The organism is Alsobacter sp. KACC 23698 (assembly GCF_045348435.1).
Lineage (GTDB): Bacteria > Pseudomonadota > Alphaproteobacteria > Rhizobiales > Beijerinckiaceae > Alsobacter.
Genome location: NZ_CP157484.1, coordinates 2,034,494 through 2,060,280, shown reverse-complemented (window position 1 = coordinate 2,060,280; position 25,787 = coordinate 2,034,494). Strand labels below are relative to the sequence as shown.

The 25,787-nt window shown below is 70.4% G+C and carries 24 protein-coding genes; 10 read left to right on the top strand and 14 right to left on the bottom strand.

Annotation, left to right across the window (positions count from 1 at the left end; genetic code table 11):
• Positions 1-213 precede the first annotated feature (213 nt).
• Genes ABEG18_RS09605 through ABEG18_RS09585 form a run of 5 tightly spaced genes read left to right on the top strand, consistent with a single transcriptional unit; the run spans position 214 to position 5,469 of the window.
• Entirely contained in the window at positions 214-1,116 is a 903-nt protein-coding gene (locus ABEG18_RS09605; RefSeq protein ID WP_406857839.1) for an MBL fold metallo-hydrolase, read from the top strand.
• A 35-nt stretch (positions 1,117-1,151) separates the two neighbouring features.
• On the top strand, positions 1,152-2,408 hold the full coding sequence (locus ABEG18_RS09600) for an aconitase family protein (protein ID WP_406857838.1): 1,257 nt from the start codon (positions 1,152-1,154) through the stop codon (positions 2,406-2,408).
• Positions 2,409-2,421: 13 nt separating this feature from the next.
• Complete coding sequence (locus ABEG18_RS09595; RefSeq protein WP_188516273.1) at positions 2,422-2,934, top strand: 3-isopropylmalate dehydratase; 513 nt, start codon at positions 2,422-2,424, stop codon at positions 2,932-2,934.
• Positions 2,935-2,966: 32 nt separating this feature from the next.
• On the top strand, positions 2,967-3,860 hold the full coding sequence (locus ABEG18_RS09590) for an oxaloacetate decarboxylase (RefSeq protein ID WP_406857837.1): 894 nt from the start codon (positions 2,967-2,969) through the stop codon (positions 3,858-3,860).
• A 13-nt stretch (positions 3,861-3,873) separates the two neighbouring features.
• On the top strand, positions 3,874-5,469 hold the full coding sequence (locus ABEG18_RS09585) for an alpha/beta fold hydrolase (protein WP_406857836.1): 1,596 nt from the start codon (positions 3,874-3,876) through the stop codon (positions 5,467-5,469).
• Between the two features lie 19 nt (positions 5,470-5,488).
• Here the strand turns inward: ABEG18_RS09585 and ABEG18_RS09580 are convergent, their stop codons facing one another.
• From ABEG18_RS09580 to ABEG18_RS09550, 7 genes are all read right to left on the bottom strand, one after another.
• Complete coding sequence (locus ABEG18_RS09580; protein WP_406857835.1) at positions 5,489-6,562, bottom strand: YncE family protein; 1,074 nt, start codon at positions 6,560-6,562, stop codon at positions 5,489-5,491.
• Positions 6,563-6,683: 121 nt separating this feature from the next.
• Positions 6,684-7,379, bottom strand: a complete 696-nt coding sequence (locus tag ABEG18_RS09575) for an ABC transporter ATP-binding protein (protein ID WP_406857834.1) — start codon at positions 7,377-7,379, stop codon at positions 6,684-6,686.
• A complete protein-coding gene (locus ABEG18_RS09570) occupies positions 7,351-8,151 on the bottom strand; it encodes an ABC transporter ATP-binding protein (protein ID WP_406857833.1) in 801 nt (266 codons plus the stop codon). The genes ABEG18_RS09575 and ABEG18_RS09570 overlap by 29 nt, the downstream gene beginning before the upstream one ends.
• The gene (locus ABEG18_RS09565) at positions 8,144-9,058 is read right to left on the bottom strand and encodes a branched-chain amino acid ABC transporter permease (RefSeq protein ID WP_406857832.1); all 915 of its coding nucleotides are present in this window, start codon (positions 9,056-9,058) and stop codon (positions 8,144-8,146) included. Before ABEG18_RS09565 ends, ABEG18_RS09570 begins: the two co-directional genes overlap by 8 nt.
• A 1-nt stretch (position 9,059) precedes the next feature.
• The gene (locus ABEG18_RS09560) at positions 9,060-9,947 is read right to left on the bottom strand and encodes a branched-chain amino acid ABC transporter permease (RefSeq protein ID WP_188516267.1); all 888 of its coding nucleotides are present in this window, start codon (positions 9,945-9,947) and stop codon (positions 9,060-9,062) included.
• Entirely contained in the window at positions 9,947-11,113 is a 1,167-nt protein-coding gene (locus ABEG18_RS09555) for an ABC transporter substrate-binding protein (RefSeq protein WP_406857831.1), read from the bottom strand. The genes ABEG18_RS09560 and ABEG18_RS09555 overlap by 1 nt, the downstream gene beginning before the upstream one ends.
• Before the next feature lie 201 nt (positions 11,114-11,314).
• Positions 11,315-12,097: an IclR family transcriptional regulator gene (locus ABEG18_RS09550; RefSeq protein ID WP_406857830.1), complete on the bottom strand. Its 783-nt coding sequence runs from the start codon at positions 12,095-12,097 to the stop codon at positions 11,315-11,317.
• A 147-nt stretch (positions 12,098-12,244) separates the two neighbouring features.
• Here ABEG18_RS09550 and ABEG18_RS09545 point away from each other — a divergent pair, with 147 nt between their 5' ends.
• Positions 12,245-13,858, top strand: coding sequence for an FAD-binding oxidoreductase (locus ABEG18_RS09545; protein ID WP_406857829.1), 1,614 nt, complete (start codon positions 12,245-12,247; stop codon positions 13,856-13,858).
• Here ABEG18_RS09545 and ABEG18_RS09540 read toward each other — a convergent pair.
• From ABEG18_RS09540 to ABEG18_RS09530, 3 genes are all read right to left on the bottom strand, one after another.
• A complete protein-coding gene (locus tag ABEG18_RS09540) occupies positions 13,855-15,117 on the bottom strand; it encodes a Zn-dependent hydrolase (RefSeq protein WP_406857828.1) in 1,263 nt (420 codons plus the stop codon). The two genes, ABEG18_RS09545 and ABEG18_RS09540, sit on opposite strands and share 4 nt — an antisense overlap.
• Positions 15,114-16,313: a diaminopropionate ammonia-lyase gene (locus ABEG18_RS09535; protein ID WP_406857827.1), complete on the bottom strand. Its 1,200-nt coding sequence runs from the start codon at positions 16,311-16,313 to the stop codon at positions 15,114-15,116. The genes ABEG18_RS09540 and ABEG18_RS09535 overlap by 4 nt, the downstream gene beginning before the upstream one ends.
• A 78-nt stretch (positions 16,314-16,391) precedes the next feature.
• On the bottom strand, positions 16,392-17,681 hold the full coding sequence (locus ABEG18_RS09530; RefSeq protein ID WP_406857826.1) for an MFS transporter: 1,290 nt from the start codon (positions 17,679-17,681) through the stop codon (positions 16,392-16,394).
• Positions 17,682-17,811: 130 nt separating this feature from the next.
• Here ABEG18_RS09530 and ABEG18_RS09525 point away from each other — a divergent pair, with 130 nt between their 5' ends.
• The 4 genes from ABEG18_RS09525 (at position 17,812) to ABEG18_RS09510 (ending at position 20,805) form a co-directional block, all read left to right on the top strand.
• Entirely contained in the window at positions 17,812-18,150 is a 339-nt protein-coding gene (locus ABEG18_RS09525; RefSeq protein WP_406857825.1) for a DUF6665 family protein, read from the top strand.
• A 235-nt stretch (positions 18,151-18,385) separates the two neighbouring features.
• Entirely contained in the window at positions 18,386-19,126 is a 741-nt protein-coding gene (locus ABEG18_RS09520) for a lytic transglycosylase domain-containing protein (protein WP_406858576.1), read from the top strand.
• A 113-nt stretch (positions 19,127-19,239) separates the two neighbouring features.
• Positions 19,240-20,376 (top strand): Kelch repeat-containing protein, encoded by a 1,137-nt coding sequence (locus tag ABEG18_RS09515; protein WP_406857824.1) that lies wholly within the window; start codon positions 19,240-19,242, stop codon positions 20,374-20,376.
• A gap of 201 nt (positions 20,377-20,577) precedes the next feature.
• Entirely contained in the window at positions 20,578-20,805 is a 228-nt protein-coding gene (locus ABEG18_RS09510; protein WP_406857823.1) for a hypothetical protein, read from the top strand.
• Positions 20,806-20,919: 114 nt separating this feature from the next.
• Here ABEG18_RS09510 and ABEG18_RS09505 read toward each other — a convergent pair whose 3' ends face one another.
• From ABEG18_RS09505 to ABEG18_RS09490, 4 genes are all read right to left on the bottom strand, one after another.
• Positions 20,920-22,836, bottom strand: coding sequence for a nitric oxide reductase activation protein NorD (locus ABEG18_RS09505; protein ID WP_406857822.1), 1,917 nt, complete (start codon positions 22,834-22,836; stop codon positions 20,920-20,922).
• A gap of 11 nt (positions 22,837-22,847) precedes the next feature.
• The gene (locus tag ABEG18_RS09500; RefSeq protein ID WP_406857821.1) at positions 22,848-23,654 is read right to left on the bottom strand and encodes a CbbQ/NirQ/NorQ/GpvN family protein; all 807 of its coding nucleotides are present in this window, start codon (positions 23,652-23,654) and stop codon (positions 22,848-22,850) included.
• Positions 23,655-23,723: 69 nt separating this feature from the next.
• Positions 23,724-25,097 (bottom strand): cbb3-type cytochrome c oxidase subunit I, encoded by a 1,374-nt coding sequence (locus ABEG18_RS09495; protein ID WP_406857820.1) that lies wholly within the window; start codon positions 25,095-25,097, stop codon positions 23,724-23,726.
• A 38-nt stretch (positions 25,098-25,135) separates the two neighbouring features.
• Complete coding sequence (locus ABEG18_RS09490; protein WP_406857819.1) at positions 25,136-25,588, bottom strand: c-type cytochrome; 453 nt, start codon at positions 25,586-25,588, stop codon at positions 25,136-25,138.
• Positions 25,589-25,787: the final 199 nt, after the last annotated feature.

Here is a 25,787-nt window from a genome sequence, read left to right as displayed (position 1 = left end):
GCCCTTCGCCCGGCCTTGCTGGATCCCCTTCCCGCGCCTGCGGCGCGCCGGGGATGACGGGGGTGGCGTGTTGCAGCAAGCGCCGCCGCTGGCCCCTCGCCCCGCGCCGGGGATAAGGGATCATGTCACAGGGTGAAACGCATTTTGCACCTTGGCTGGGATGGCGCGGCGTGGTAACGGTGGAGTAAGGGAGAAAGCCCAGGGAGGGCGCGTTTGACGAGGTTCGAACTCGGCGGCGTTTCGGTCGTCCGCATCGAGGAGGTGCTGGAGCAAGGCTTCGAGCCGTCGTTCCTGCTGCCCGGTTTCGACGCGTCCCTGCTGGAGCGCCACCCGCAGCTGGCCGGGCCCAACTTCTTCCACGCCGACAGCGGCAAGGTGATGTCCAGCATCCAGTCCTGGCTCATCCGGCTGCAGGGCAAGACGATCCTGGTGGATACCTGCTCGGGCAACGGCAAGGCGCGGGCGCTGCCGCTGTTCCGGCGCTTCCACATGCTGGACTTTCCCTACCTGGACAATCTCGCGGCCGCGGGCGTGCGGCCGGAGGACGTCGACATCGTGTTCTGCACGCACCTGCACATCGACCATGTCGGCTGGAACACGCGCCGGGACGGAGAGCGCTGGGTCCCGACCTTTCCGAACGCCCGCTACCTGTTCGGCCGCGCCGAATACGACCACTGGCGCGAGGGCGGCGCGGGGCGCGCACGATTGCCGGAGAATGTCGACGTGATCCGCGACAGCGTCGATCCGGTGATCGAGGCCGGGCTGGTCGACTTCGTGGACCCGGGCGACGAGATCCTGCCCGGCCTCACAGTCGTGGCCGCGCCGGGGCACACGGAGACGCAGCTCAACCTCGTCTATGACAAGGGCGGCGAGCGTTTCGTGTGCTCGGCCGACGTCCTGCACCAGCCCATCCAGGTCTATGCGCCGCAGCTGAACAGCTGCTTCTGCGAAGACCAGGAGGCCGCGCGCGCGACCCGGCTGCGATTGCTGAACCACTGCGCCGACACGGGCGCGCTGCTGCTGCCCTCCCATTTCGGCCCGCCGCATGCGGGCTTCATCGGCCGCCGGGACGGCGGCTTCACGTTCAAGCCGGCCGAGACCGCCGGCCGCCACTGAGCGGCAGGCGCAAGCCGGCCCGAAGGAGATCGCACGTGGGTTACACCATCACCGAGAAGATCCTGGCCCGGGTGTCCGGCAAGGCGTTCGTGAAGGCCGGCGACGAGGTCATGGCCAAGCCGGACTACGTCATCGCCTATGACTTTCCCGGCTACACGGACGTCTACTTCAAGCAGATGAAGGAGGACTTCGGCATCGAGCGCGTCGCCGAGCCGGACCGCTACGCCATCTTCATCGACCACATGGTGCCGGCGACGACGCCCAAGGAGGAAGAGCTCCATATCGGCACCCGCACCTGGTGCGCCGAGAACGGCGTCGCGCTCTATGAGCGCAAGGGCATCGGCCATCAGGTCGCGGCCGAGGTCGGCTACGCCGTGCCGGGCGCCTTCGTGGTGCATTTCGACGGACATATCAGCCAGCTCGGCACCTTCGGCACGTTGGCCATGGGCATCCGCCGCAACCTGCTCGAAGCCTTCGTGCGCGAGCGCATTTCCATCAAGGTGCCGCAGACCGTGCGGGTGAACCTGCGCGGCACGCTGCAGAAGGGCGTGATGGCGCGCGACGTGTTCCACCATCTGGTGCGCACGCTGGGGCCGGCGTCCTGCCGGTTCCAGGTTCTGGAGGTGGGCGGTCCGGCGCTCTCGCAGATTTCGACCGAAGGCCTGCAGACCATCACAGGTCTCGCCATGTTCACCGGCGCGGTGACCGCCATCGTCAACCCGGACGAGGAGCGGCTGGCCTACGCGCTGCCGCGCGCCAAAAAGAAGATCGAGCCGGTATGGAGCGATCCCGACGCCGAGTACTCGGCCGTCCACGACCTCGATCTCACCGACCTCGAGCCGCTGGTCGTGATCCCACCGACGCCCGCGAATTCCCGCAACTTGTCGGAGTATCTCGGCATCGAGATCAACGCCGGTTACCTTGGCTCCTGCGCGTCGGGCCGGCTGGAGGACCTGCGGGTCGCCGCCAAGGTTCTCCAGGGCCGCCAGGTGAAAGACGGCTTCCAGCTCAATGTCGTGCCGACGAGCCAGGAGATCATGGCGGCGGCGGGCCGCGAAGGCCTGCTGTCGACGCTGGTGGAGGCCGGCGCCTTTGTGTCGTCGCCGAGCTGCGACTATTGTTTCGGCCGCATCGCCACCATGTCGGCCAACCAGCGGGCGGTCTCGACCGGCACGCTCAATGTCCGCGGCCGCATGGGCAGCCCGGATTCGGAGATCTACCTCTGCAACGCCGCCACGGTCGCCGCCTCCGCCATCGAGGGCGCGATCGCGGATCCGCGCAAATATCTCTGACCAGGAGGTCGCCATGGCTCTGAAACCGCTTCGCGGCCGCGTCGCCTTCGTGTTCGACGAGGAGAACTTCGACGTCGACCAGATCGTCGGCGTCAAGAACATCAAGATCACCGACGTGGACGAGCTCGCGAAGGTCGCGATGCTGTCCTACGACCCGGACTTCCACGGCAAGGTGAAGCCCGGCGACGTGATCGTCGGCGCGCATAATTTCGGCTACGGCCACCCGCATTACCCGCCGATGCGCGCCATGCGGCATCTGGGCGTCACGGGCGTGATCGCCGAGAGCTTTTCGCCCGGCTACTGGCGCGGCGAGATCAGCATGGGCTTCCCGCAGGCGAGCTGCCCCGGGATCCTGTCGCTCGTGGACCGCTGGGACGAGATCGAGGTCGACTGGGACGCCAATCTCGTCCGCAACCTCACCAAGGGCACATCGCTGCCGATGGAGCCGCTGTCCTACGCCGACCGCGAGATGCTGGATGCGGGCGGCCTCGTTCCCTACCTGAAACGCCCCATCGCGGCCGTCTAGGCGCCGCGCCCGACCTCCGAGGAGTCACCCCCATGCCGTTCACCGGACACCAGGATTTCCGCGCCAAGGTGCTGGCGCAGAAGACGCATTGGGCCGCCGGCGCGTATGACGCGCTGTCGGCGCGCTTCATCCAGGCCGCCGGCTTCGACGCCCTGCTGACCAGCGGCTTCGGCGTCTCCGCCTCGCTGCTCGGCATGCCGGACGCCGAGCTCTACACGATGACCGAGAATCTCGGCGTCGTCCGCAACGTCACCAATGTGGTCGACATCCCGGTGATCGCCGACATCGACACGGCCTATGGCAACGCCATCAACGTGATGCGGACAATCCGCGAGTTCGAGGCGACGGGCGTCGCCGCCGTGATCATGGAAGACCAGGTCGCGCCCAAGCGCTGCCCGATCTGCGTCGGCGGGGTCGAGACGATCCCGATGGACGAGGCGGTCGGCAAGATCAGGGCGGCCGTGGAGGCGCGCCGCAACCCGAACATGCTCATCGTCGCCCGCACGGACGTGGCCACCGAGGCGGAGGCGATCGAGCGCGCCAAGGCGTATGTGGCGGCGGGCGCGGACGTGATCCAGCCGATCAGCCGCACCTTCAAGACCATCGAGGGCCTGCGGGCGCTGCGCGAGGCCTGCGGCGTGCCGCTGTCCCTGCAGATCCTGGGCTGGCTGGAGAAGAACCTGTCGCCGGCCGAGATCGAGAGCGTGGCGGGCCTCGCCACCTTCCCGCTCGTGCCGCTGATGAGCATCGCGACTGCGCTGCAGGAGAACCTCGCCGCGCTCGTGCGCGACAAGACCACCAAGAACCTGCCCCGGCCGACCATGGGCCACGACCCCTTCATCGAGATGATCGGCTTCAAGGAAATCGAGGCGCTGCAGCTGAAGTACCTCACCACCCCGCCGCCGAAGGCCTTCGCGGCGGAGTGAGGCGCGCCGCGCCGTGACCCTCCCGGACCGCGCCCGAAGGGCGCCGGAGCCCCGCCCGCACTACATCACCGTCGGGAGCGCGCAGATCCGCGTCTGGCGGTGCGGCGAGGGGCCGGACGTCGCCGTCCTGCATGGATTGACCCTGGGCGCCGAGGCCACGGCGGCGCGCATCGGCGCGGCCTGTCCGGGGCGGCGCGTCACCGTGCTGGAGCTGCCCGGCGTCGGCGGTTCGGCGGGTCTCGCCGCCGCGGACCTCGGCGATGTCGCCCGCAGCCTCGATGCGGCGCTGGGCGCGTGCGTTGCGCCCGACGCGCCCCTGATCGCCATCGACCTCGCCATTGCGATCGCGGGCGCCATGCGGGGCCGCCCCCTCCTGACGCTCGGGGCCGACGCCGCGCAGGCCTGGGCGACGCGCGGGCGGCGGCCGCCGTCGCTGCCGCCGCGCCAGGACGGAACGCATCTCACGGCGCTCTGGGCGCATTTGCGCGACGCGCATCTCTTCGTTCCGGACGATCCGACGCAGCCCGCGCCGACGGGCGAAGCGCTTCCGACGCCCGCGGAGCTCGCCTCCACGGTGACGGCCGCGGCCGTGAACCCGGGCGCCTATGAGCGGCTCTGGTCCGCCTGCCTCGACGCCGTGCGGGCGGACGCCCCGCATGTTCAGGGCGTTCGCGTCAGCGGCGTCGACGCCCTGCCGGGAGCGCTCGCCCGGCTGGCGACGCTCTCCCCCGCGCCCCGCCTGCCCGCGACGGCGCCGCTACCGGGCGACGCCATCTGGAACCAGTATGTCGAGACCTCCCGCGGCCGCATGCATCTGCGCCGCGCCGGCGGCGAGGGGCGCCCGCTGCTGGTCATCCCCACGGGCGGCGGCTCCTCGGCGCAGTTCGCCCCGGTGGTGACCGGGCTGGCGCGGGGACGCCAGACCTTGTCGGTGGACTACCTGGGCAACGGGCTTTCCGACAAGCCGGACCGGCCGGTGGAGATCGGCGACCTCGCCGAGGACATGATCGCCCTCATCGAGGCGCTCGGCTTCCCGCAGGTGGACGTCTGGGGCTCGCACACGGGCGCCCTTGTCGGGCTCGAACTGGCGGTGCGCCGGCCGGACCTGGTCGGCCGCGCGGTGCTGGAGGGGCCGGTCTTCATCGCGCAGGATTTCCAGCAGGACCTGCTGGCGCGCTACTTCCCGCCGATCGTCCCGGACCCTTGGGGCCTGCACCTGCAGTTCGCCTGGAACTGGCGGCGCGACATGTTCCTGTACTGGCCCTGGTACCGCGTCGAGCGCGCCGCCGCCCGCCAACTTGGCCTGCCCTCGGCCGAGCAGTTGAACCTCTACACGGTCGGCATTCTGGAAAGCGGCCCCACCTACGACCGGGCCTACCGCTCCGCCTTCACCTACGACACGCGCTCGCGCATGCCGCTGCTGCGCACGCCGACGCTGGTCTGCGCCGGGCCGAACGACATGCTGATCGACGGCCTCAAGGAGGCGCAGGCCCTGTCCGTGCCCGGCGTCGAGGTGCGAGTGACGCCCACGACCGTGTGGTGGCCGGACCCCGACCCCGCCGCGGCCGCCGCCACGATGGCGATCTACGACGCCTTCCTGAACGGCTGAGCGCGGCGCCGAGGCGCTCCTATTTGGGCGCCTTGGCGTAGGTCAGCACCGTGAAGGTGTTGGGAAAGAAGGTGTTCGGGTAGAACGGCCCGACGCTGGTGTTGATCTTCTTGGAGGCGTCGGCCGAGCCTTCCGCCGTCATGGAGAAGAGCTTCTGCGCCTGCTGGTCATAGGCGAGCACCTTGACCATCGGCCGGGTCAGGACGGATTCGACGGGCTTGTAGGTGTCGGCGTCCACCTGCTCGAACACATTGATCACGGCGCTGAGCCCATTGGCGGCGAACAGCCGCTTGACGTCCGGGTCATAGACGAGGCCGTCATTGCCGCCGCCGATCTCGGCCGTGTAGCCGACGTCGCCCGAGGCGGTGTTCATGACGATGAGCGACGGCTTCAGCTTGTCGTTGCCCCGGCAGGCGACGAACAGGCGCTGGCGCGCCGTGTCGATCGCGGTGCTGTTGGCCTGTGCGCAGCCCTTGGTCGGCCACTCGGCCGTGACCTTCAGGGCTTTCGCGTCGATGCGGTAGACGAGGTCGAGATCGCGGGACGCCAGATACATGACGCCGGCGCCGTCGAAGGCGGCGTGCTCGGGCTTCTTGGTGGCCAGCTTGATGGAGCCGACCTTTGCGAGGCTCGGCGTCTCCAGCACGGCGATCTCCGCCCCGCTGGCGTCGGCCGCCATGTTGACGAAGAGGCGCTTCGTCGTCGGGTCGTAGTGGCTGGTGTCCAGCTCCTCGCCCAGGCGCACGGGCGCGCTGGTCTCCCGCGTGGACAGCTTGAACGGGATCAGCGTGCCGTTCTCATTGTTGGAGATGCCGAGATCGAGTTCCGGGATGAGCGTGGCGCCGTTGGAGCTCGCCTCGGGGGTCCCGGCGACGACGCCGATCAATGCGCCGCTGGTCGCGTCCACCACCTGCAGGCCTTCCTTGCGGTGGCCGATATACAGTCGCTTCGCGGTCGGATCGTAGGTGATGTAGTCGAACGCGGCGGTCTTGCTCGGAATGGGGGTCGCCCGCTCCAGCCGCCATCCATCGAAGGCTTGGGCTGCGCTGATTCCCCCCAAGACGGCGACAGCCGCCGCTGCGATGCCCTTCATGACCGTTCCCCCGACGACTTGATCGTTGTCGGCACGCTAGCATGCGGCGGCGGCGGCAGGCTGCTCGCCGGGGCGCCTTGGGAAAGTTTAATCTGGGCGGTCGTAAGTCGCCGCGAACCTGTCAGGACAGGTAGGCTTCCAGCACTTCGGGGTTCTGCTTCAGCGCGTCCGGCGTGCCCTCGACCACGATCTGGCCGCGGCGCATGACGTAGCCGTAGTCGCACACCGAGAGCGCGATGGCGGCGTTCTGCTCCACCAGCAGGATGGACTGGCCCTCGCGGTGCAGCGCCACGATGGCCTGGAACACGAGGTCGACGACGGAGGGGGCGAGCCCCATGGAGGGCTCGTCCAGCACCAGCATCTGCGGCCGGGTTATCAGCGCGCGGCCGATGGCGAGCATCTGCTGCTCGCCGCCGCTGAGCAGGCCGGCCTTCTGGAGGCGTCGCTCGGCCAGGCGCGGGAACAGCGTATAGACCTTGTCGAGAAGCTCCGGATCCGCGTTGCGGCCCGCAAAGGCGCTGAGGCCGAGATTTTCCTCGACGCTGAGCGGCGCCACGACCATGCGGCCTTCCGGCACCAGCGCGAGGCCGGAGCGGACCACCTTGTGCAGCGGCAGCCGCGAGATCTCCGCGCCGTCGAGGCTGATGGAGCCCGACACCGGCCGGTGCAGCCCGGCGATGCTGCGCAGCGTCGTCGACTTGCCGGCGCCGTTGGAGCCGAGCACGACGCAGAGCGAGCCCGCCTTGACCTGGAGGTCGATGCCCCGGACGGCCTGGATCGCCCCGTAGCTAGCGGAGAGCTTGGATACGGTCAGCATCGTTCTTGCGTCCGAAATAGGCTTCCTGCACGGCCGGGTCGGCGATGCAGGTCTTCGGGTCCCCTTCGGCCAGGAGCCGGCCGAAATTCATCACCGTGCAGCTGTCGCAAAAGGCGGTGACGAGGCTCATATTGTGCTCGACCATCAGAATGGTCAGGCCGGCGTCGCGCAACTCGTGGACGAGGCGGCCGACCGCCTCCGCCTCGGAATGGTTCATGCCGGCCGTGGGCTCGTCGAGCAGCAGCAGCTTCGGGTCGGACCCGAGCGCGCGGGCGATCTCGATGCGGCGCTGCTCGCCATAGCTCAGCGTTTCGGCGAGTTCGTCGGCGCGGTGCGCCATCGCGACCCGGTCGAGCAGGTGCAACGCCTGCTCGCGGGTGGAGCGCCAGGCGCTGGACGCCGCCGGCAGGCCGAGGAACGACGACCAGAGCGACACGCCGCGACGCAGCCAGCAGCCGGTCATCACCTGCTCGAGCGCCGTCATGCCGCTGAACAGGCGGACATTCTGGTAGGTGCGCGAGATGCCTTTGGCGGCGATGTCCTGCGGGGCCATGGCCTCCAGCTCGGCGCCCGCGAAGCGGATCGTCCCGGAGGTGGGGTGGAACAGCCCGGTGATCAGGTTGATCACCGTGGTCTTGCCGGCGCCGTTGGGGCCGATCAGGCCATGGACGCTGCCTTGCCGGACATGGGCCGTGAGCCCGCCCACGGCGGCGACGCCGCCGAAGCGCTTGACCACGTCCTCGAGCACCAGGAGGGAGCCGGCGTCACGCATGGGCGTCGCGCTCCGCCGCCCGCTTGGCCTCGGTCTCGTCGTGGATTTTCTGGCGCAGCCGGGCGGCCTTCTTCAGCCCCCACGCCCGCGGGTCGATGAGGCCGCGCGGCAGGAAGATCATGATCAGCAGCAGCACCACGCCCTTCGCCACGTCCTCGATCTGCGGCACGATGGCCTGCATGGTGGTGGGCAGCGCCGTGAACACGGCCGCGCCGATGATCGGGCCGAGCCAGTGGAAGGAGCCGCCCAGCACCGTGGAGGCGATCATCGTGAAGGCGATGCCGATGAAGTAGGTCTCGGGCGAGATGAACTGCAGCGTGAAGGCCAGCGCCGCGCCGCCGAGGCCGCCGACGACGCCGCTGATCAGGAAGGCGATGAACTGGATGCGGTAGGGGCTGATCCCCATCGTGGAGGCCACGGCCGCGTCCTCGCGTACGGCCCTGGAGGCGAGGCCGAACCACGACCGGTGCAGGCGCCAGAACACCACAGTGCAGAGCGCCAGCAGGATCGCGAGTTCCAATGGCTCGACCCGGACCGGCACGATCAGGCCATTGACGCCGCCGGTCAGAGCCGGCGCGTTCAGGGCCGTCACGCGGGTGATGAGCACCAGCGCGAGGCTGGCGAGCGCCATCCAGTGGCTCTCGAGCCGCAGAAACGCGAAGGCCACCACGGCGGCCGCGAAGCCGCCGCCCAGCGCCGCCGCCGGAAAGGCGGCCCAGAGCGGCAAGCCGAACTTGCCGGAGAGCTGCGCGGCCAGGAAGCCGCCCACGGCGGCGAACACCACCGTGGTGAAGCTCAGCACGCCCGTGGACAGCACCGCGTAGGTGCTCAGCGCGAACAGCGCGTTGACCATCGCGAAAGTGACGGTGCTGCCATAGGCGGCCCAGAGGTCGAGGAAGGTCTCCATCTCAGGCCCGCACGAAGCTGGCGCTGCCGAACAGCCCACGCGGACGGGCGATCAGGAAGGCGAGGAGCAGCATGTAGGTGAAGCCGTCGCGGAAGCTCGTGGAGATGTACTGGGCCACGAAGACCTCGATGATGCCGAGGCAGATGCCCGCGATGGCGGTGCCGCGAACGTCGTCGTAGCCGCCCACCACCACGGCCGCGAAGCCCTTCAGCATCAAGCCTTCGCCCAGCGTGAACGACACGTTGGAGGTCGAGATGCCGCCCAGCACGCCGGCGAGCCCGGACGTCGCGCCCGCCAGGAAGGCGGTCAGCAGGATCACCATGCGGGCGTTGACGCCGCCTAGCGCCGCCGCGACCTCGTTCCAGCCGACGGCCCGCATGGCCGCGCCGATGCGGGTCTTCTGGATCAAGAGGTGGATGCCGATGGTGCAGACAAGCAGCGCCACGATGGTGATGATCTGCATCTGCGGCACGCGCAGCGGGCCCATCACGACCATCTGGTTGGGATAGCTCGCGGCCGGGAAAGCCAGGCTCTGCTGGCCGGTCGCGAAACCGGCCAGGCTGTCGAGGATGATCCAGAACGCGATGCTGGTGATCAGCGCGCCGAGCATGCCGGTCTTCTTGGCCCGGAGCGGCTGGAAGCCGATCTGGTCCACGACGACGGCCAGGAGGCCGCCGCCGATCACGCCCGCCGCGATCGCGACCGGGAACGGGACGCCGAAGCGCTCCACCGCGTAGTAGCCAGCGATGGCGGCCCAGCTCGCGTAGGTCCCGTGCGCGGCGTTGAGGATGCCGAGCGTGGAGAAGACGAGGCCGAAGCCGATCCCGAACAGGGCGTAGAGCGAGCCCAGCGCCCAGCCGTTGATCAGCTGCTCGACAAAGAGCTGCATCACTTGTTCTCCCAGCGCACGACCTTTCCGTCCGCCGTCCAGTTGGCGATCAGGGAGTTCTGGACTTCGGCCTGGCCGTTCACCATCGGCACGCCGCCATAGACGTTGTAGGCGATGGACTGGATCTTGCCGATCGAGGCGGCCAGGTCCTCGCGCGTGGGCTTGCCCTCAAGGCCCTTCAGGCCCTGCGCGATGTAGTAGAGCGCCGTATAGCCCTGCGCAGAATAGGTGTCCGGGGCCTCGCCGAACTTCTTCGTGTAGCCCTCGACGAACTTCTTCGCCTCGGGGCTGCTGGAGATCTCGGACGAGAAGATGATCGGGAACGGGATGCCGGCCAGCGGCGCGCCGATCTTCTTGAAGACCGGAGCCGGCGAGATCACGTCCGAGGTGGCGATCTTGCCCGCATAGCCGCGCGAGCGCAGCGCCGCGATGATGCCGGCCGCAGGCGTCTGCGTGGTCCAGACCATGATGAGATCGGGGTTGGTGGCCATCGCCTGGGTGGCCGGGGCGGTGAAGTCCGTGTCGGCGGACAGGATGCTCACCACGCCGACATTCTTGACGCCGGCGTCGTCCATCACCTTCTGGGCGGCCTTCAGGCGGTTCTGGAAGCCTTCGTTGTCGGCGTTGACGAAGTACGCCACCGTCTTGGGCTTCAGGGTCTCGGCCAGCACCTTCGACATCTTCACTTCCTGCGGGCCGGGCAGGCCCACGATGGAGGTGACGTAAGGCGGCTGCGGCAGGCCCGGCAGCGTCGCGCCGTAGATCACGAGCGGCAGCTTGGCGTTGGTGGTGACCGGCTTCAGGGCGGCGGCGACCGGCGACAGGATGCAGCACGTCACCGCGATGACGTTGCGGTCGGCCGAGAACTGCGTCAGCGCCTGCACGGCCCGCGCCGCGTCCGAGCCGCTCTCCTTTTCGCTGAGCTTGAGCTTGACGCCCTGGCCGATGAAGCCGCTGTCGTTGATCTCGTCGACCGCGAGCTGGGCGCCGCGATGGTAGGAGACGCCTGCGGCGGCCAGCGGGCCGGTGTTCTCGGTGATGAAGCCGACGCCATATTCGCCGGCCGCCGGGGCGGCGCCCGCGGTTCCGGCGTAGCTGATCGCAAGCGCCGCAGCGCCGGCCAGAACGCCGCGCATGCTGCGCGCGGCTACGGAAGCTTTGCTCATGTTCCCTCCCCGGACTTGTCGCGTGATCTTGGTGATCATCGTCGAGCCGTCGTGGACCGGGGCCGCGACGCCGTCGCCCTTGGGGCGAAGCGTCTTCGGTCCTCGGTCACGGCGTTCCCGTGGCCTCGTCGACCACAACCCAAACTACCGCCAACGGATCTTCTCTGTCAAACCACAACTCGCGTTTCGTAGAGTGACACGCTAGCTCCGTCCGACTCCCTTGAGGCGGCGCTCAATGGCGGCGGCGGCGTTCTGCACGCGGGCAAGATGCACCGGCCTGTTGCGGGCCACCATCTGGGGCGTGAGACCGGCGATGCTGATGGAGCAGACGATCTCGCCATCCCGGCCGCGCACCGGCACGGCGAGCGCCGACAGGCCCAGGGCCACGTCGTCGATGGCGAGCTCCCAGCCGCGCTCGCGGATCTTCGCCAAGGAGGCCTTGAGTTCGGCGGGGTCCGTGATGCTCTTGGGGGTCAGCGCCGCCGGTTTCTGCCGCAGGACGCGCTCGATCTCTTCGGGCGACTGATAAGCCAGCAGGAGCTTGGGCGCGCCGCCGCAATTATAGGGAAGCGTGCCGCCCACGGCCCACCAGTGGACCTCGATGCCCTTCATGTCGTGGATTCGGTCCAGGCACACCACGTCGCCCTCGTCATAGACCGACAGGAAGGCGGTGCCGTGCACGTCCCCGGCCAGCTCCGTGAGCACCGGCAGGGCCACGCCGCGCAAATCGAGATCGTCGGCCACATTGGCGGCGAGGTCGCGGATGGCGCGGCCCAGCCGGTAATGCTGCGAGGCCGGATCCTGGGCGATGAAGCCGCTGCTCATCATGGTCAGCAGCAGGCGGCGCGTGGTGCCCTTGTCGAGCCCGGTGGCGTTGGTGACCTCGGCCAGCGACTGGACGCTCTTGCCCGAAAAGGACGACAGCACGGACAGGGCCCGGGTGACGGCCCTGACATTCTGGGTGGGGGAGTCGGTCTCGGCCATGGATCGTCCGGCAACTTCTGTGGTCCACGCCAGACTACCCATGTCACGGTATGAAATGGAAGTCGAAAGTTGACACGCGCTGGCCTACGATGGTTCGATCCGGCGCGATCGGCGGGCGACGCAACGCCCCAAACTGAGGAGCGCCCGATGTCGATGACGGATCACATCCGAGCCGACGACCTGATGGCTCTCGACGCCCTGCAGCGCGCGCTGGGCGACGACCGCGTGCTGGCGGACGCCAAGACGCGCGACTACTACGCCAACGACATCTTCTGGCAGCCCGGCATCCCGCCGCTGGCGGTCGTGATGGCGCAAACCGGCGAGGAGGTCGCCGAGGCTGTACGGGTCGCGGCCGAGCACGGGCTCTCGGTGGTGCCGCGCGGCGGCGGCATGTCGTACACCAAGGGCTACCTTCCGGACCGCGCCGACTCGGTCGTGATCGACACGCGCAAGCTCAACCGCATCGTCGAGGTCAACGCCGACGATCGCTACATCACGGTCGAGGCCGGGTGCACCTGGGAAAGCGTCAACGCAGCGCTGGAAGGCACGGGCCTGCGCACGGGCTATTGGGGGCCGCTGTCGGGCGTCAACGCCACGGTGGGCGGCGCGCTCTCGCAGAACAGCGCCTTTTTCGGCTCGGCGCTGAACGGCACGGTCGCGGAGGCGGTGCTCGGCGTCACCGTCGCGCTACCGGACGGGCGGCTGGCGACCACGGGCTCGGGCGGGCGGAAGGGGACCAAGCCCTTCACGCGCGAGGGCGGGCCGGACCTGACCGGGCTGTTTCTGGGCGACAACGGGGCCTTCGGCGTCAAGGTCTCGGCGACGCTGCGGCTCTGGCCCCGCCCAGCCGAGACGGGCTTCCTGTCCTTCGGTTTCGAGAGCCTGAACGCCATGGCGGCCGCGCAGGTCGAGATGGCGCGCACCCGCCTCGTCGCCGAGGGCTTCGGCATCGACCGCACCAAGGCGCAGCATTCGGCCAGCGTGAACCGCATCTCGGACGGGCTGAAGGCGCTCGGCGCGGTGGCGACCTCGGGCAAGTCGCTGCTGGAGGGCGTCAAGGCGGCGGCCGGCGTGGCGGTGGCGGGCGCGGGCTTCCTTAAGGCGCACAATTACACGCTCCATATCGTCACCGAGGCGGCCGACGAGGACGCGCTGCGCAAGGGCATGGCGACGCTGAGCGCCATCGGGCGCGCGCACGGAACCGAGATCGAGAACAGCGTGCCCAAGGTGATGCGGGCCAAGCCCTTCGGGCCGGTGCGCGGCATGCTGGGCCTCAACGGCGAGCGCTGGGTGCCGATTCACGCCGTGTTCCCGCTGGGCGACGCGCAGCGCGTGGTGGACGCCAACGAGGCGTTCTTCGCCGAGCGCCGGCCCTTCATGGAGCGCCACGGCATCGTCTACTCGGTGATGAGCATGACGGTCGGCAACGAGTTCTTCCTGGAGCCGGCCTTCTACTGGACCGACGAGATCACGCCCCTGCACGCCGCCAGCGTCGGGGCCGAGATCGTGAAGCCGTGGATGAACCGCCCGGCCAACCCGGAGACCCGCAACGCCGTCGCGGAGCTGCGCCGCGCCACGCAGGAGCTCTATGCGGGGCTCGGCGGCGTCAGCTGGCAGGTGGCGCGGGACTATCCCTTCGCCGAGATCCTGAAGCCCGAGACCTGGTCCCTGCTGCAGGACGTGAAGCGGGCGCTGGATCCGCGCGGGCTGATGAACCCGGGATCGCTGGGGCTCGCCACCTTGTCGGGCCGGGGGTCCTAGCCCCCTGCCCTCCCATCGTCGTCCGGCGTCGCGCAGGCCAGCCGGGCGACGACGTCGAGCAGCACCGCCGCGCCGGCCGCCAGGTCCGCCTGCGCGGTGAACTCCGCCGGGTTGTGGCTGACGCCGTCCCGGCTCGGCACGAAGATCATGGCCGCGGGCGCTACGCGCGCCATCATCTGGGCGTCGTGGCCGGCGCCCGAGACCATGCGCCTGCACGGCAGACGGCGCGCCGCCGCGGCCTCCTCGATCATCGCGACGAGGCCCGGATCGAAGGCGACGGGCTCGAAGCGGGCCAGGACCTCGACCGAGACCCCGACATCCTCGGACCGGGCGACCTCGGCCAGGAACTCCTCCAGGGCGTCCTCCTCGCGCCGCAGCCGCGCCGCGTCCGGATCGCGCAGGTCGACCGTGAAGGTCGCCCGCGAGGGGATGACGTTGATGGCGTTCGGCTCGAAGGCGATGACGCCCACCGTGGCGACCGTGGACGCGTTGGAGGCGCGCATCCGGTCGCGCAGCCAGGCGATGACCCGGGCTGCGGCCGCGCCGGCGTCCCGCCGCATCGCCATGGGGGTCGTGCCGGCGTGGTTGGCGACCCCCTGGAACACGACCCGGCGCCAGGAGATCCCTTGCAGACGCCCGACCGCGCCGATGGACGCGCCTTCACGCTCCAGCACGGGGCCCTGCTCGATATGAAGCTCGAGATAGGCGTGCGGACGCAGGGCGCCCGGATCGGCGGCTCCCGCATAGCCGATGCGCTGGAGCTCGTCGCCCAGGCGCGCGCCGTCGGTCCCCACGACCGCCAGCGCCGCCTCGAGCGGCATCCCGCCGGCGGCGACGAGCGAGCCCAGCATGTCGGGCGCGAAGCGCACGCCCTCCTCGTTGGTGAAGGCGACCACCGCGAGCGGGCGCAGGGGCGTCGCCCCGCTCTCCTTCAGCGCCTCGATGACCGCCAGCCCGGCGAGCACGCCGTAGCAGCCGTCATAGATCCCGGCGTCGATGACGGTGTCGATATGGGAGCCCATGACGACCGGCGCCCGGCCGGCGTTCTCCGGGGTCGACCAGACGCCGAGGATGTTGCCGATCCGGTCGATGACGACGTCGAGGCCGGCCTCGCGCAGCCAGGCGACCAGCCGGTCGCGCGCGGCCCTGTCGGCGTCCGAGGCGGCCAGGCGGGTGAGGACGCCGTCCGTGCGCCCGATCTCGCCAAGCGCCACGATCCGCTCCAGCATGCGGGCGGCGTCGAGGGAGGGCGGCGTCATGGGCGGGCTCGCGCGAGGATCGCTTCGGGGGAGGCGCCGACCAGCTCGGCGTAGCGGCCGGGATCGGTGGCGCCCTCCGTGTTGATCAGCCAGACGCGGGACTTAGGCCCTAGCTTGAGCGCATGGCGCGCTTCGGGATCGCGCAGCGCGGCCATGAGCCCGGCGAGGCCGGCCCCGCCGCTCTCGCCGGCCACGATGGGCGGGTCGCCGCCCGGCGGGCGCGCCAGCGTCCTCATGGCGGCCACCGCGTCGTCGTCCTCCACGGTCATGAAGGCGTCGGCCGCGCGAAAGAGCACGCGCAGGGCCAGCGGCGACGGCTCGTAGCACTCCAGCATCGCCATCACGGTGGGCTCGCCATGCGCGACCCTGACCGCGCGGCCCGCCCGGGCGGCCTCGACGATGCAGGCCGCGCGCGCCGGGTCCACCACCGTGAAGATCGGGCGCTCGTCGCCCAGCGCGAGCCACAGATGGGCGGCGACGGCGGCCGCGATCCCGCCCACTCCCGCCTGGACGAAGACGTGGGTGGGACGCGCCGGCCATTGGGACAGCGCCTCCCTGACGATGGCGGTGTAGCCCTGCATCACCAGCCCGGGGATCCGCTCGTAGCCGTCCCAGGAGGTGTCGGAAACCACCGTCCAGCCCTGCTCGGCGGCGACGCGGGCGGCTTCGACGACGGAGTCGTCGTAGGAGCCCTCCACGCGGACCATGCGGGCGCCGAAGCGCGCGATGGCGGCGACACGCTCGTCGCTGACGCCGCCATGGACGAAGATGACCGCCCGGGCGCCGACCTGCCGGGCGCCCTGGGCCACCGAGCGGCCGTGATTGCCGTCGGTCGCGCAGGCGAAGGTCATGGCGCCGGCGACCGCCCGGACCTCCGGAGCGTCGAGATCGGCGTCGCCGAGCGGCCGGCCGAGCCGGGCCTGCGCGGCTTCGAGCGTCAGCCTCGCCACCGCATAGGCGCCGTCGAGCGCCTTGAAGCTGCCGAGGCCGAGCCGCTGGCCTTCGTCCTTCACGTCAAGCGCCCCGATTCCGAGCGCCGCGGCGAGGCCGGGCAGAGAGCGCATCGGCGTCGGCGCATGATCGGGCAGATGCGCCAGGCGCCGCTCGATCGCATCCGCGCCTGCGATCCCGAGGGTTTCGCCGTCGACGGCATGGAGCGGCGCGCGGTAGTCCGGGTGGCGGTTGAGCAGGAGCACGGGGACCCTCGTGGCGGCTGGGCCGCCGAGGCATAGCGCATTTGCGCCGGCGACCGGTAGCCGGGACGCACGCGGCGCTCAATCCCCCGGCGGCGCTTGCCGGGATAGCGGGGCTCGCGGGGATAGAGGCTGGCGGCCGGCCGTCTCGGGCATCGCCAGCCAGCCGCCGGCCAGGACGAGCGCGCCGAGCCCGGCCAGCGCCAGGAAGGCGGCGTCATAGCCGGCCGCCACGATGAGGACGCCCGAGACGACGTTGCTGAGCGAGCCTCCGACGCCCTGCACGGCGCCGAGCACGCCGCGCGCGGTCGTGTAGCGGCCCGACCCCCGCACGGCGTCGGCGAGCAGGAGCGGCAGCAGCGCGTCAAACAGGCCGGCGCCGAGGCCGTCCAGCACCTGCCCGGCCAGCAGCAGGGCGGGATCCTCGGCGAAGGCGAACAGCAGGCCGCGCAGCGGCAGCGCCGCCAGGGCGGTCAGCAGGAAGGGCTTGCGTCCGATCGCGCCGGAGCGCGCCAGCAGGAACGCCGCCGGGATCGTCGACAGCTGGGCGATGAGGACGGCCGCGGCCGTCAGCGCGCTCTCCCGGCCGGGATGCGCCAAGGCGAGCTTCTGGCTGACCATGTTCAGCATGGGAGCGTTGGCGAAGTGGAAGGTGGCGGCCAGGAGCGCCAGGACCACGAACTCCCTCTGGCGCAGCAGGATCCCCCAGGGGGCCGGGTCTCGCGCGGGGTCTCCCGCCTGCGCGTCGTCCCCCAGCCCGCGGGCGCGGCGATGGTCGACGGCGTCGCCCGGAATGGCCAGGGTCGCCACGACTGCGACCGCTCCAAAGAGCGGGACCAGCCAGAACACGGCCTGCTGGCCGAACCACGAGCCCACCCCGGCGGCCGCCAGCGCGATGAAGACGTTGCCCATCTTGTCGAAGGCGGCGTTGCGCCCGAACCGCGCCGCCAGGGCCGCCGGCGCGACCAGGCCCATGGTGAGGGCGGCGACCACGGGCGCGAAAATCGCGCCCAGCACGGCCATGACGACGTCCGCCGCAAAGACGACCGGGGCCGTGGGGACCGTGACGATCGCGACCGCGGCCGCCGCGAGCAGCGCGGTGGCGGCGACCAGGAGGGCGCGCTTGCGGCGGGTGGCGTCGATGAGGGCGCCAAGGGGCGCATGCGCGCAGATGCCGATCAGGCCGCTGACCGTGAGGATGGCCCCGAGCGTCGCCTGGTCCCATCCGGCCTGGGTGATCAGGAAGACGCCCACATAGGGACCGAGGCCGCCCCGGACGTCGGCCAGCAGGAAGTTCAGCCCGTCGAGCTTCCGCCCGATCCCGTGCGGGTCGTCGGCGCCGTCGGTCCCGGGTGGAAGGCGATCTCGCATCGGCGTCTCGTGGGGCACGCCGGCAACGGCCTGGATGCGCGCCCGTTCCACGGCGCATGATGGCCGGCGCCGGAATGACGCCCTATTTGGGCGTTCCAACCTAGTCGGCCCCCTCGTTTCGGAGACGCTCATGTCCTTGCGCCCGCCCCAAAGCCTCGCCGGCGGACACCGGCCGGAGACGGGAGCGAACGTCCTCGACTACGAGATCGCACAACAGAAGGCCGAGGCGCTGGGCGACACGGGCCGCAAGGTGGAGCAGGCGCTGGAGACCCTGCGGGCGTTCGACGCCCGCCACGAGGCCGACCGCGATGCGGGCCAACGGACCAGGCTGCTCGACGACGCCGCCCAGAAGGTCTGGGCCTTCATGGTCCAGCGCGAACTATGCGGCCTGCGCCATTGGGAGGCGGTCGTGAAGTCCTATGCGATCCCACGCGAGGTGCTGAACCGCATGGGGCGCACGTCGCGCTGAGCCGCGCCCTCCCCTTTGCGGGGCCAGCGACCCGCCGCGCGTTCAGCATGATTCGTCGCAGACCGGCGCTGGCGACCGAGCAAGCGAGACAGTTTGATCGTTGTCTGGTAGTTGGAAGAGGGCTCTGGTCCAGCATCGAGCGCCCGCGTTCCAGGCGCTGCAAGACTAACAGGAGGTCTCCATGAACATCGGCGTGCGCTTCAAGGTCATCCCGGCTGCAGCCTTGACGTTTTTCATGGGGCTGGCGGGTGCGGCCAGCGCAGCGCAGTGCGGCAACACTGCGGCCGGCTTCGAGACATGGAAACAGCAATTCGCCGGCGAGGCGCGCGCCAAGGGCGTCAGCGCCGCGGCCATCTCGGCGCTGATGGACGCGAACTACGCGAACGCCACCATCGCGGCAGACCGGGGGCAGAAGAGCTTCCGCCTGTCCCTCGACCAGTTCCTGGCCAAGCGGGGCGGCCCCGCCATCGTGGCGCGCGGGCGCACGCTGAAGCAGACCAACGCGGCGCTCTTCGCCACGATCGAGCAGCGCTACGGCGTTCCGCCCGGCCCGCTCCTCGCCATCTGGGGCATGGAGACGGCCTTCGGCGCGCAGCGCGGCAACCAGAACACGCTCTCCTCGGTGGCGACGCTCGCCTATGACTGCCGCCGGTCGGAGTTCTTCACCGACCAGCTCTACGCCACCCTCACGCTCATCGACCGCGGCGTCATCTCGCCCGGGACGCGCGGCTCCATGCATGGTGAGATCGGCCATACGCAGTTCCTGCCGAAGAACATCCTGAATTACGGGGTCGGGGGCAGCCTGGACGTGGCCGCCAACGCGCTGGCGTCCACCGCCAACTTCCTCAAGGCGCATGGCTGGCGCGCCGGGGCGGGCTACCAGCCGGGCGAGGCCAATTTCGGCGCGATCCAGGCCTGGAACGCCGCGTCCGTCTATCAGCGGGCCATCGCGCAGATCGGCAGCCAGATCGACTGAGCCGGCGCGCCCGGCGCACGACCCCATGGGGCTTCGCGCCGGAGTCCGGCCTGGACGCGGACACGCAGCGGCGGAATAGTCGGCCCCCAAGCCACGCAGCGCGGAGGCGCGTCATGGACCATCCGGATTGGAGCCGCCGCTCGCTTATCCTCGCCGCGGCCGCGGGCGCGGCGGCGGCCTGCCCGGCCCTCCGACGCCCGGCCGAGGCGCAGACGCTGCAGCCGGCGCCGTCGTCGCCCGATCCCTACGCCCGCCTGCAGGGCGGAACTCCCCATCACCTGACGCCCCGCCAGGAAGCGCAGCGGGTGTTCGACAGCCCGGCCCCGCCCGGCCCGCAGGGGCGATGGATCACGCGCGCCCCGCTGCCGCTGCCGCGCAGCGAGATGGCGTGGGCGACCGCGTGGGACGGGCGCATGCACGTCGTCGGCGGCTACGGCGAGGGGCGCGTGGACCGCGCCTATCACCATGTCTACGACCCGGAGCAGGACCGATGGTTCGCCGCCGCGCCCCTACCGCGCGGGGCCAACCACGTCGCCGTCTGCGCCGACGCGGGGCGGATCTACGCGCTGGGGGGCTTCCTGGAGCAGAACCGCAATTCCGACCGAAACGCCTATGCGTATGAGGTCGCCTCCGACCGCTGGACCGCGATCGCCCCCCTGCCCCGGCCCCGGGGCGCGGCGGCCGCCGTCGCGCTGGATGGACGCATCCACCTGATCGGCGGCGGCTCGGAGCCGGCGGCCGAGCGCGCCAGCGTCGGCTGGCACGAAGTCTATGATCCGAAGGAGGACCGCTGGTCGCTGCGCAAGCCGCTGCCGGGCGCCCGCGACCATGTCGGCTGCGTCGCGCTGGACGGCCGCATCCATGTGGTCGGCGGACGGTTCAACACCTTAGAATACAACACCGACCTGCATCACGTGTATCTGGCGCAAAAGGACAGCTGGGAGCTGCGCGCGCCGCTCCCGACCGCCCGCTCGGGCCATGGCCTGGCGCTCTATCGCAACCGGCTCTTCGCGATGGGCGGGGAAGGCGGGCGCATCGAGAACGGCCAGCCGATCCAGGCCAAGGTCTTCGGCCAGATGGAGAGCTACGACCCGGCGACGGACACGTGGCGAAGCCATGCCCCGATGCCGACGCCGCGCCACGCCGTCGGAGCCGCCGCGATCGGCGATCGGATCTATGTGGCGGGCGGCGGCGCGGTGCTGGGCGGCGGCGTCCAGTCGGCCGTCCACGAGGCCTTTTCCCTGCAGTGAGCCCGCTCGCCCAGGCGACGCGGCGGGCGCTCCTCGAGCCGAACTTCTCCGAGGTCGCGTCCTAAGTCGGCCTGACTAGGCCGCGCGTCCTCCGGCGGCCCTATCCGTCTTGGCTGCATGGACAGTTCCGGCCTTCGGGCTCATGATTCTTGGCGCCGGCTTCGAAGGCCGGATCACCCCATCGTCGACATGGAGGAGCTGATGGCGAACCGTCATCCGGCAGGATTGCACGCCTGTCTTCTCCTGACAGCGTTGCTGGCTTGCGCTGCGACCCCGGTCAACGCCGACGTCACTTCATCGAAATGCCTGTCGTCCCATACGGACGAGAACGACCTGTCCGTGGTGACGTGCGAGTCCTTCGTCGTGGACGACACGGATTGGGAGGAGTACGGGGCGCAGCCCCGCCTCGCGGCGGCGCCAGGCGAATAGCCGACCTGAGGGCGACGCGCGTCAGCGCTCGCCTGACGGCGCCAGGGCGGCGCAAGGGCCGAATCGCCGCCCAGGCGTCGCGCGAGCGACGCGCAGCGCGCCGAACTCCCCCCATCAGCGCGCCACCTGCCGGTAGATCGCCGGAAGCGCGGCGGGAAGGCGGGCGATGTCGCCCACGATGGCGTAGCCGCCCCGCCCGAAAAGGGTCGGGACATAGGACTGCGCCTGCGCGTCGATCGTCACCCCGAAGACGCCGACGCCCAGCCGGCGCGCCTCCTGGACGGACTTGCGGGTGTCCTCGACGCCGAAGCGGCCCTCATAGTGGTCGACGTCGTTGGGCTTGCCGTCGGTCAGCACCAGCAGGAGCTTTCGCCGGTTGGGTCGGACGGCGAGGCGCGCCGCGGCGTGCCGCACCCCAGCTCCGATCCGGGTGTAATAGCCGGGCTTCAGCGCGCCGATCCGGCGCTCGACCGGGGGACCCATCGGCTCGTCGAAGTCCTTCACGGTCTCCACCCGCACCCAGGAGCGGCGCCGCGACGTGAAGGTCAGGATCGAGTGGCTGTCGCCGCAGGCCGCGAGCCCGTGGGCCAGCACCAGCACGGCCTCCTTCTCGACGTCGAGGACGCGCCGCTCGGCCGTCCAGGCGTCGGTCGACAGCGACACGTCCACCAGGAGCGTCACCGCGAGGTCATGCGCCTGTGGGCGGCTGGCGAGGTGGACGCGGTCGGTCCCGCCGCCGCCGGAGGCGAGGTCGCACCGGGCGCGCACGAGGGCGTCGAGGTCGAGCTCGGCCCCATCCGCCTGGGCGCGCAGGATCTCGCGGCGCGGGCGCAGCGCCTCGAACTGGCGCCGGACCTGGCGGATCCTGCGTCGCGTCGCCTCGTCGGGCTCCCACGTCTCGCCCTGCTCGGAGGCGCGCGACGCGAGCACCCGGCAGTGGTTCGGCAGATAGGCGGCGCGCCGGTAGTCCCATTCCGGATAGGTCAGCTCCGCCGTGAGAGGCGCATCGTCGACGGCCTCGGGCGGCAGGTCGAGGTCGAATTTCAGTGTGCTGGCGGGCTTGCCGGCGCGCTGCCCGACGGTGAGCTCGTCGAGGTCGTCGGCGGCCTTCTCGGCGTCCTCGTCCTCGTCCTCGTCCGGCGGCCGGTCGACATTGATCATCTCGGCCATGGCCAGGATCTTCTCGAAGCGGTTCAGCACCAGCGGGTCGCGCTCGCCGCGCTCCTCCCCGTTCTGCTCGCGGACCGCGAAGCGCTTGCGGGTCTCGGGGGGCGCGTCGGCGGCCGCGGTCCCGGCCTCGTCGGCGTCCCGGCGACCGGGCGCGGCCTCCCGCAGCCACGCGTCGCCCCAGAGCGGACAAGGCAGGAAGGGCTGGTAGCCGGTCGGCGCCTTGGCCGGCGAAGGCCCGCCATGAACGACCGCGTCCCACACCGCGCCTGCGGGCGGGGCGCCGGCGCCGAGCGCGGCCATGACCACGGCCTCGACCTCCCGCTCCCGGGGCGGCATGGGGCGCGTCGGGCGCGCCGCCGCCATGGCGGCGCACAGGCGCGCATGATCGCCCGCGAGGCCCGGAAAAGCGGCCAGGGTCGCGAGGGTGGCCGTCCGCGCGCGGCGCAAGACGACGATGTCGCGCCGCAGCGGGTCCGTTTCCTCAACGGCGGCGACGGGCGTGACCGAGAACCAGGCGGCCAGCCACAGATAGAGCGACCGGTTCAGGGCGGCGTCCGGAAAAAGGGCGATCGTCTCGGGCAGGAAAAGGGTCGCGTCGTCGCGGCCCGGCTGCTCCAGGCGCTCCTCGCCGACGCCGATGCGCTGGCGCCAGCCCAGGCGGTGCCCGGATTTGCGGGCCGCCGTCCCGGCGAGCTGCACGACGGGCTCACCCCCGAAGCCGCGGAACATCACGGCCAGCGGGCCGCGCAGGTCCGCCAGGGCCACGGCCGCGCCGGGATGGCGCGCATAGGTCGCCGCGCCCCCGACCAGGCGGTGCCAGGCCTTGCCGACGGTCTCTTCGAGCTCCAGGAAGTCCAGCATGGCCGCCTCCGTCAGCCGAGCACGGCGCGGGCGACTTCGACCAGCGCGGCCTTGACGTCGGGTTCGTCGGTCAGCGGCTCGATCATGGTCGCCAGCACGGCCTCGCCCGCCGGCAGTCCGGCCGCGATCAGGCTGGCGCAATAGACCAGGAGCCGGGTCGAGACGCCCTCCTCCAGGTCATGGCCCTTGAGCGCGCGCAGGCGGCCGGCGAGCTGCACGAGGGGCTTCACCCTTGCTTCCGACAGGCCGCTTTCGGCCGCGACCACCGGGATTTCCTGCTCGGGCGGCAGGAAATCGAACGCGATGGCGACGAAACGCTGGCGGGTGCTAGGCTTCAGGGCCTTGAGCAGGCTCTGGTAGCCGGGATTGTAGGAGACGATCAGCATGAAGCCGTCCGGAGCCTCCAGCTCCTCGCCGGTGCGCTCCAGCGGCAAGATGCGCCGGTCGTCCGTCAGCGGATGAAGCACGACGGCGACGTCCTTGCGGGCTTCCACGACCTCGTCGAGATAGCAGATCCCGCCCTCCCGGACCGCGCGCGTCAGCGGGCCGTCGGTCCAGACCGTGTCGCCGCCCTTCAAGAGGTAGCGCCCGGTGAGGTCGGCGGCGGTCAGGTCGTCATGGCAGGACACCGTATGGAGCGGCAGGCCCAGCCGCGCCGCCATATGGGCGACGAAGCGGGTCTTTCCGCAGCCGGTCGGCCCCTTGAGCAGCAAAGGCAGCTTGCGCGACCAGGCGAGCTCGAAGAGCGAGGCCTCGTTGCGGGCCGGAGAGTAGAACGGGACTTCGGTCAGGGACCGGGGGAAGGCGGCGATGTTCATGGCGGGCATCCTGGACTGGAGCGCTGGACGGGGATGGAGGCCGGCCGGGCGGTCCCGGCCGGCGAAAGATCACTCGGCGGGCTGGAGCGCGGCGCCGGCCTGCGCCGGCCGGGTCCGCCCCGGGACCAGCACGGCCCAGGCGAACATCAGCGCCGCGACGACGACCGCGAGGCCGCATGCGAGGCGGATCCAGTAGTAGACGGCGAGCCCGTCCTGCACGTCCATGTAGGTCTCGCCCAGGATGCGCTGGAGATAGACCTGCATGGCGCCCGCGGCGGTCAGCGCCAGCGTCATCACGGCCATGCCGCCGCACATCAGCCAGAAGCTCGCGACGCTGAGCTTCTGGTTGTAGACGCCGAGCCCCTTCAGGGCCGGGAAGGCGTACGCCATCATGGCGAGGTTCAGCATCACATAGGCGCCGAAGAAGGCGAGATGCCCGTGCGCGGCGGTGAGCTGGGTGCCGTGGGTGTAGTAGTTCACCGGCGACAGCGTGTGCAGGAAGCCCCACACGCCGGCGCCGAAGAACGCCATCACCGAGCAGCCGATCGACCACAGCAGCGCCGCCCGGTTGGGATGGGTGCGGCCCGCCTTGCGGGTCATCTGGACGGTGAACAGGATCATCGTGAAGAAGGGCGCCACCTCCAGGGTGGAGAACAGCGAGCCGATCCAGGTCCAGTAGCCCGGGGCGCCGATCCAGTAATAGTGGTGGCCCGTGCCCAGGATGCCGGAGAAGAGCGCCAGGCCGATGATGAGGTAGAGCCACTTCTCCACGACCTCGCGGTCGATGCCGTTGAGCTTGATCATCAGGAAGGCCAGCACGGAAGCCATGATCAGCTCCCACACGCCCTCGACCCACAGATGCACGACGAACCACCAGTACATCTTGTCGAGCGCCAGGTTCGGCGGGTTGTAGAAGGCGAACAGGAAGAAGATCGCCACGCCCCACAGGCCGAACAGGAGGATGTTCACCACCACGGTCTTGCGGCCCTTCAGGGCCGTCATGGTGACGTTGAACAGGAACATCAGGGCCACGATCACGATCCCGACCTTGATCGGGAAAGGCTGCTCCAGGAACTCTCGCCCCTCGTGGAAGCGGAACAGGTAGCCGACGACCGCGATGGCGGCCGCGCCGAGGAAGAGCCAGAACTGCAGCCTGGCGAGCCTGGGCGAGAAGAGATCCCGCTCGGTCTCCTCGGGCAGCAGGTAGTACGTGCAGCCCATGAAGCCCATCAGCAGCCACACGATCAGCGCGTTGGTGTGGATCATGCGCACGATGTTGAAGGGAAGGAGCACCGAAAGCGTGTTGGGCATCACATAGATCAGGCCGGCCAGGAGGCCGAACGTGACCTGCGCGACGAAGAGGCCGAGCGCTCCGTAGAAGTAGAGGAGCGCGACCTTCTGGGTTTGGTACTTGACGCCGGGCGGCAGGGTTGCGGTGGGCATGGCGGATCTCGTGTCGAGTGAATGGAAGGGCGCGACGGTCAGCCGGAGGTGTTCGGCGGCCAGTTCTGCGTATTGATGCGGCTCGACCACTCCAGGAAGTCGGCGAGGTCGTTCAGCTCCTGGTCGGTCAGGTTGAACTGCGGCATCTGGCGGCGTCCGGGCGTTCCGGACGGCTGCGACTGCATCCAGGCCTTCACCATCTCGCGGGCGCCCTGCGGATCCTTGTCGCCGCCCCAGCGCCGCCAGACATTGCCGAGCTCGGGGGCGAAATAGGCGCCCTCGCCCAGCAACGTGTGGCAGTTGATGCAGGAGTTCTTCTCCCAGACATGCTTGCCGCGGGCGACGCCGTCGGTGAGCGTCGCGACGTCCGTCGATTGGGTGACCATGTACCAGTGGCTGTGGGCCGTGAGGCCCAGGAAGATCGCGAAGAAAAAGGCCGAGCCGCCATAGAAGACGTTTCGGGCCGCCGAAGTCGTGAGGCGTTCAGCCATCAGGGGAGCCTTTCGCAAGCAGGGGCGCGGCCGTGGCCACGATGGTCCGCACCCTAGCCAGCCCGCCGGCGGCTTCTTTGCTCCGGAACAAGCTTTCGGGAGACCGCGCGGCGACGGCGGCGCCGGGCCGCCAGGTTGCGCCCGAGCAAAGAGCGCGCGTCGGCGCGCCCCTAGGGTGCGGCGACCTGAACGCCGGAGA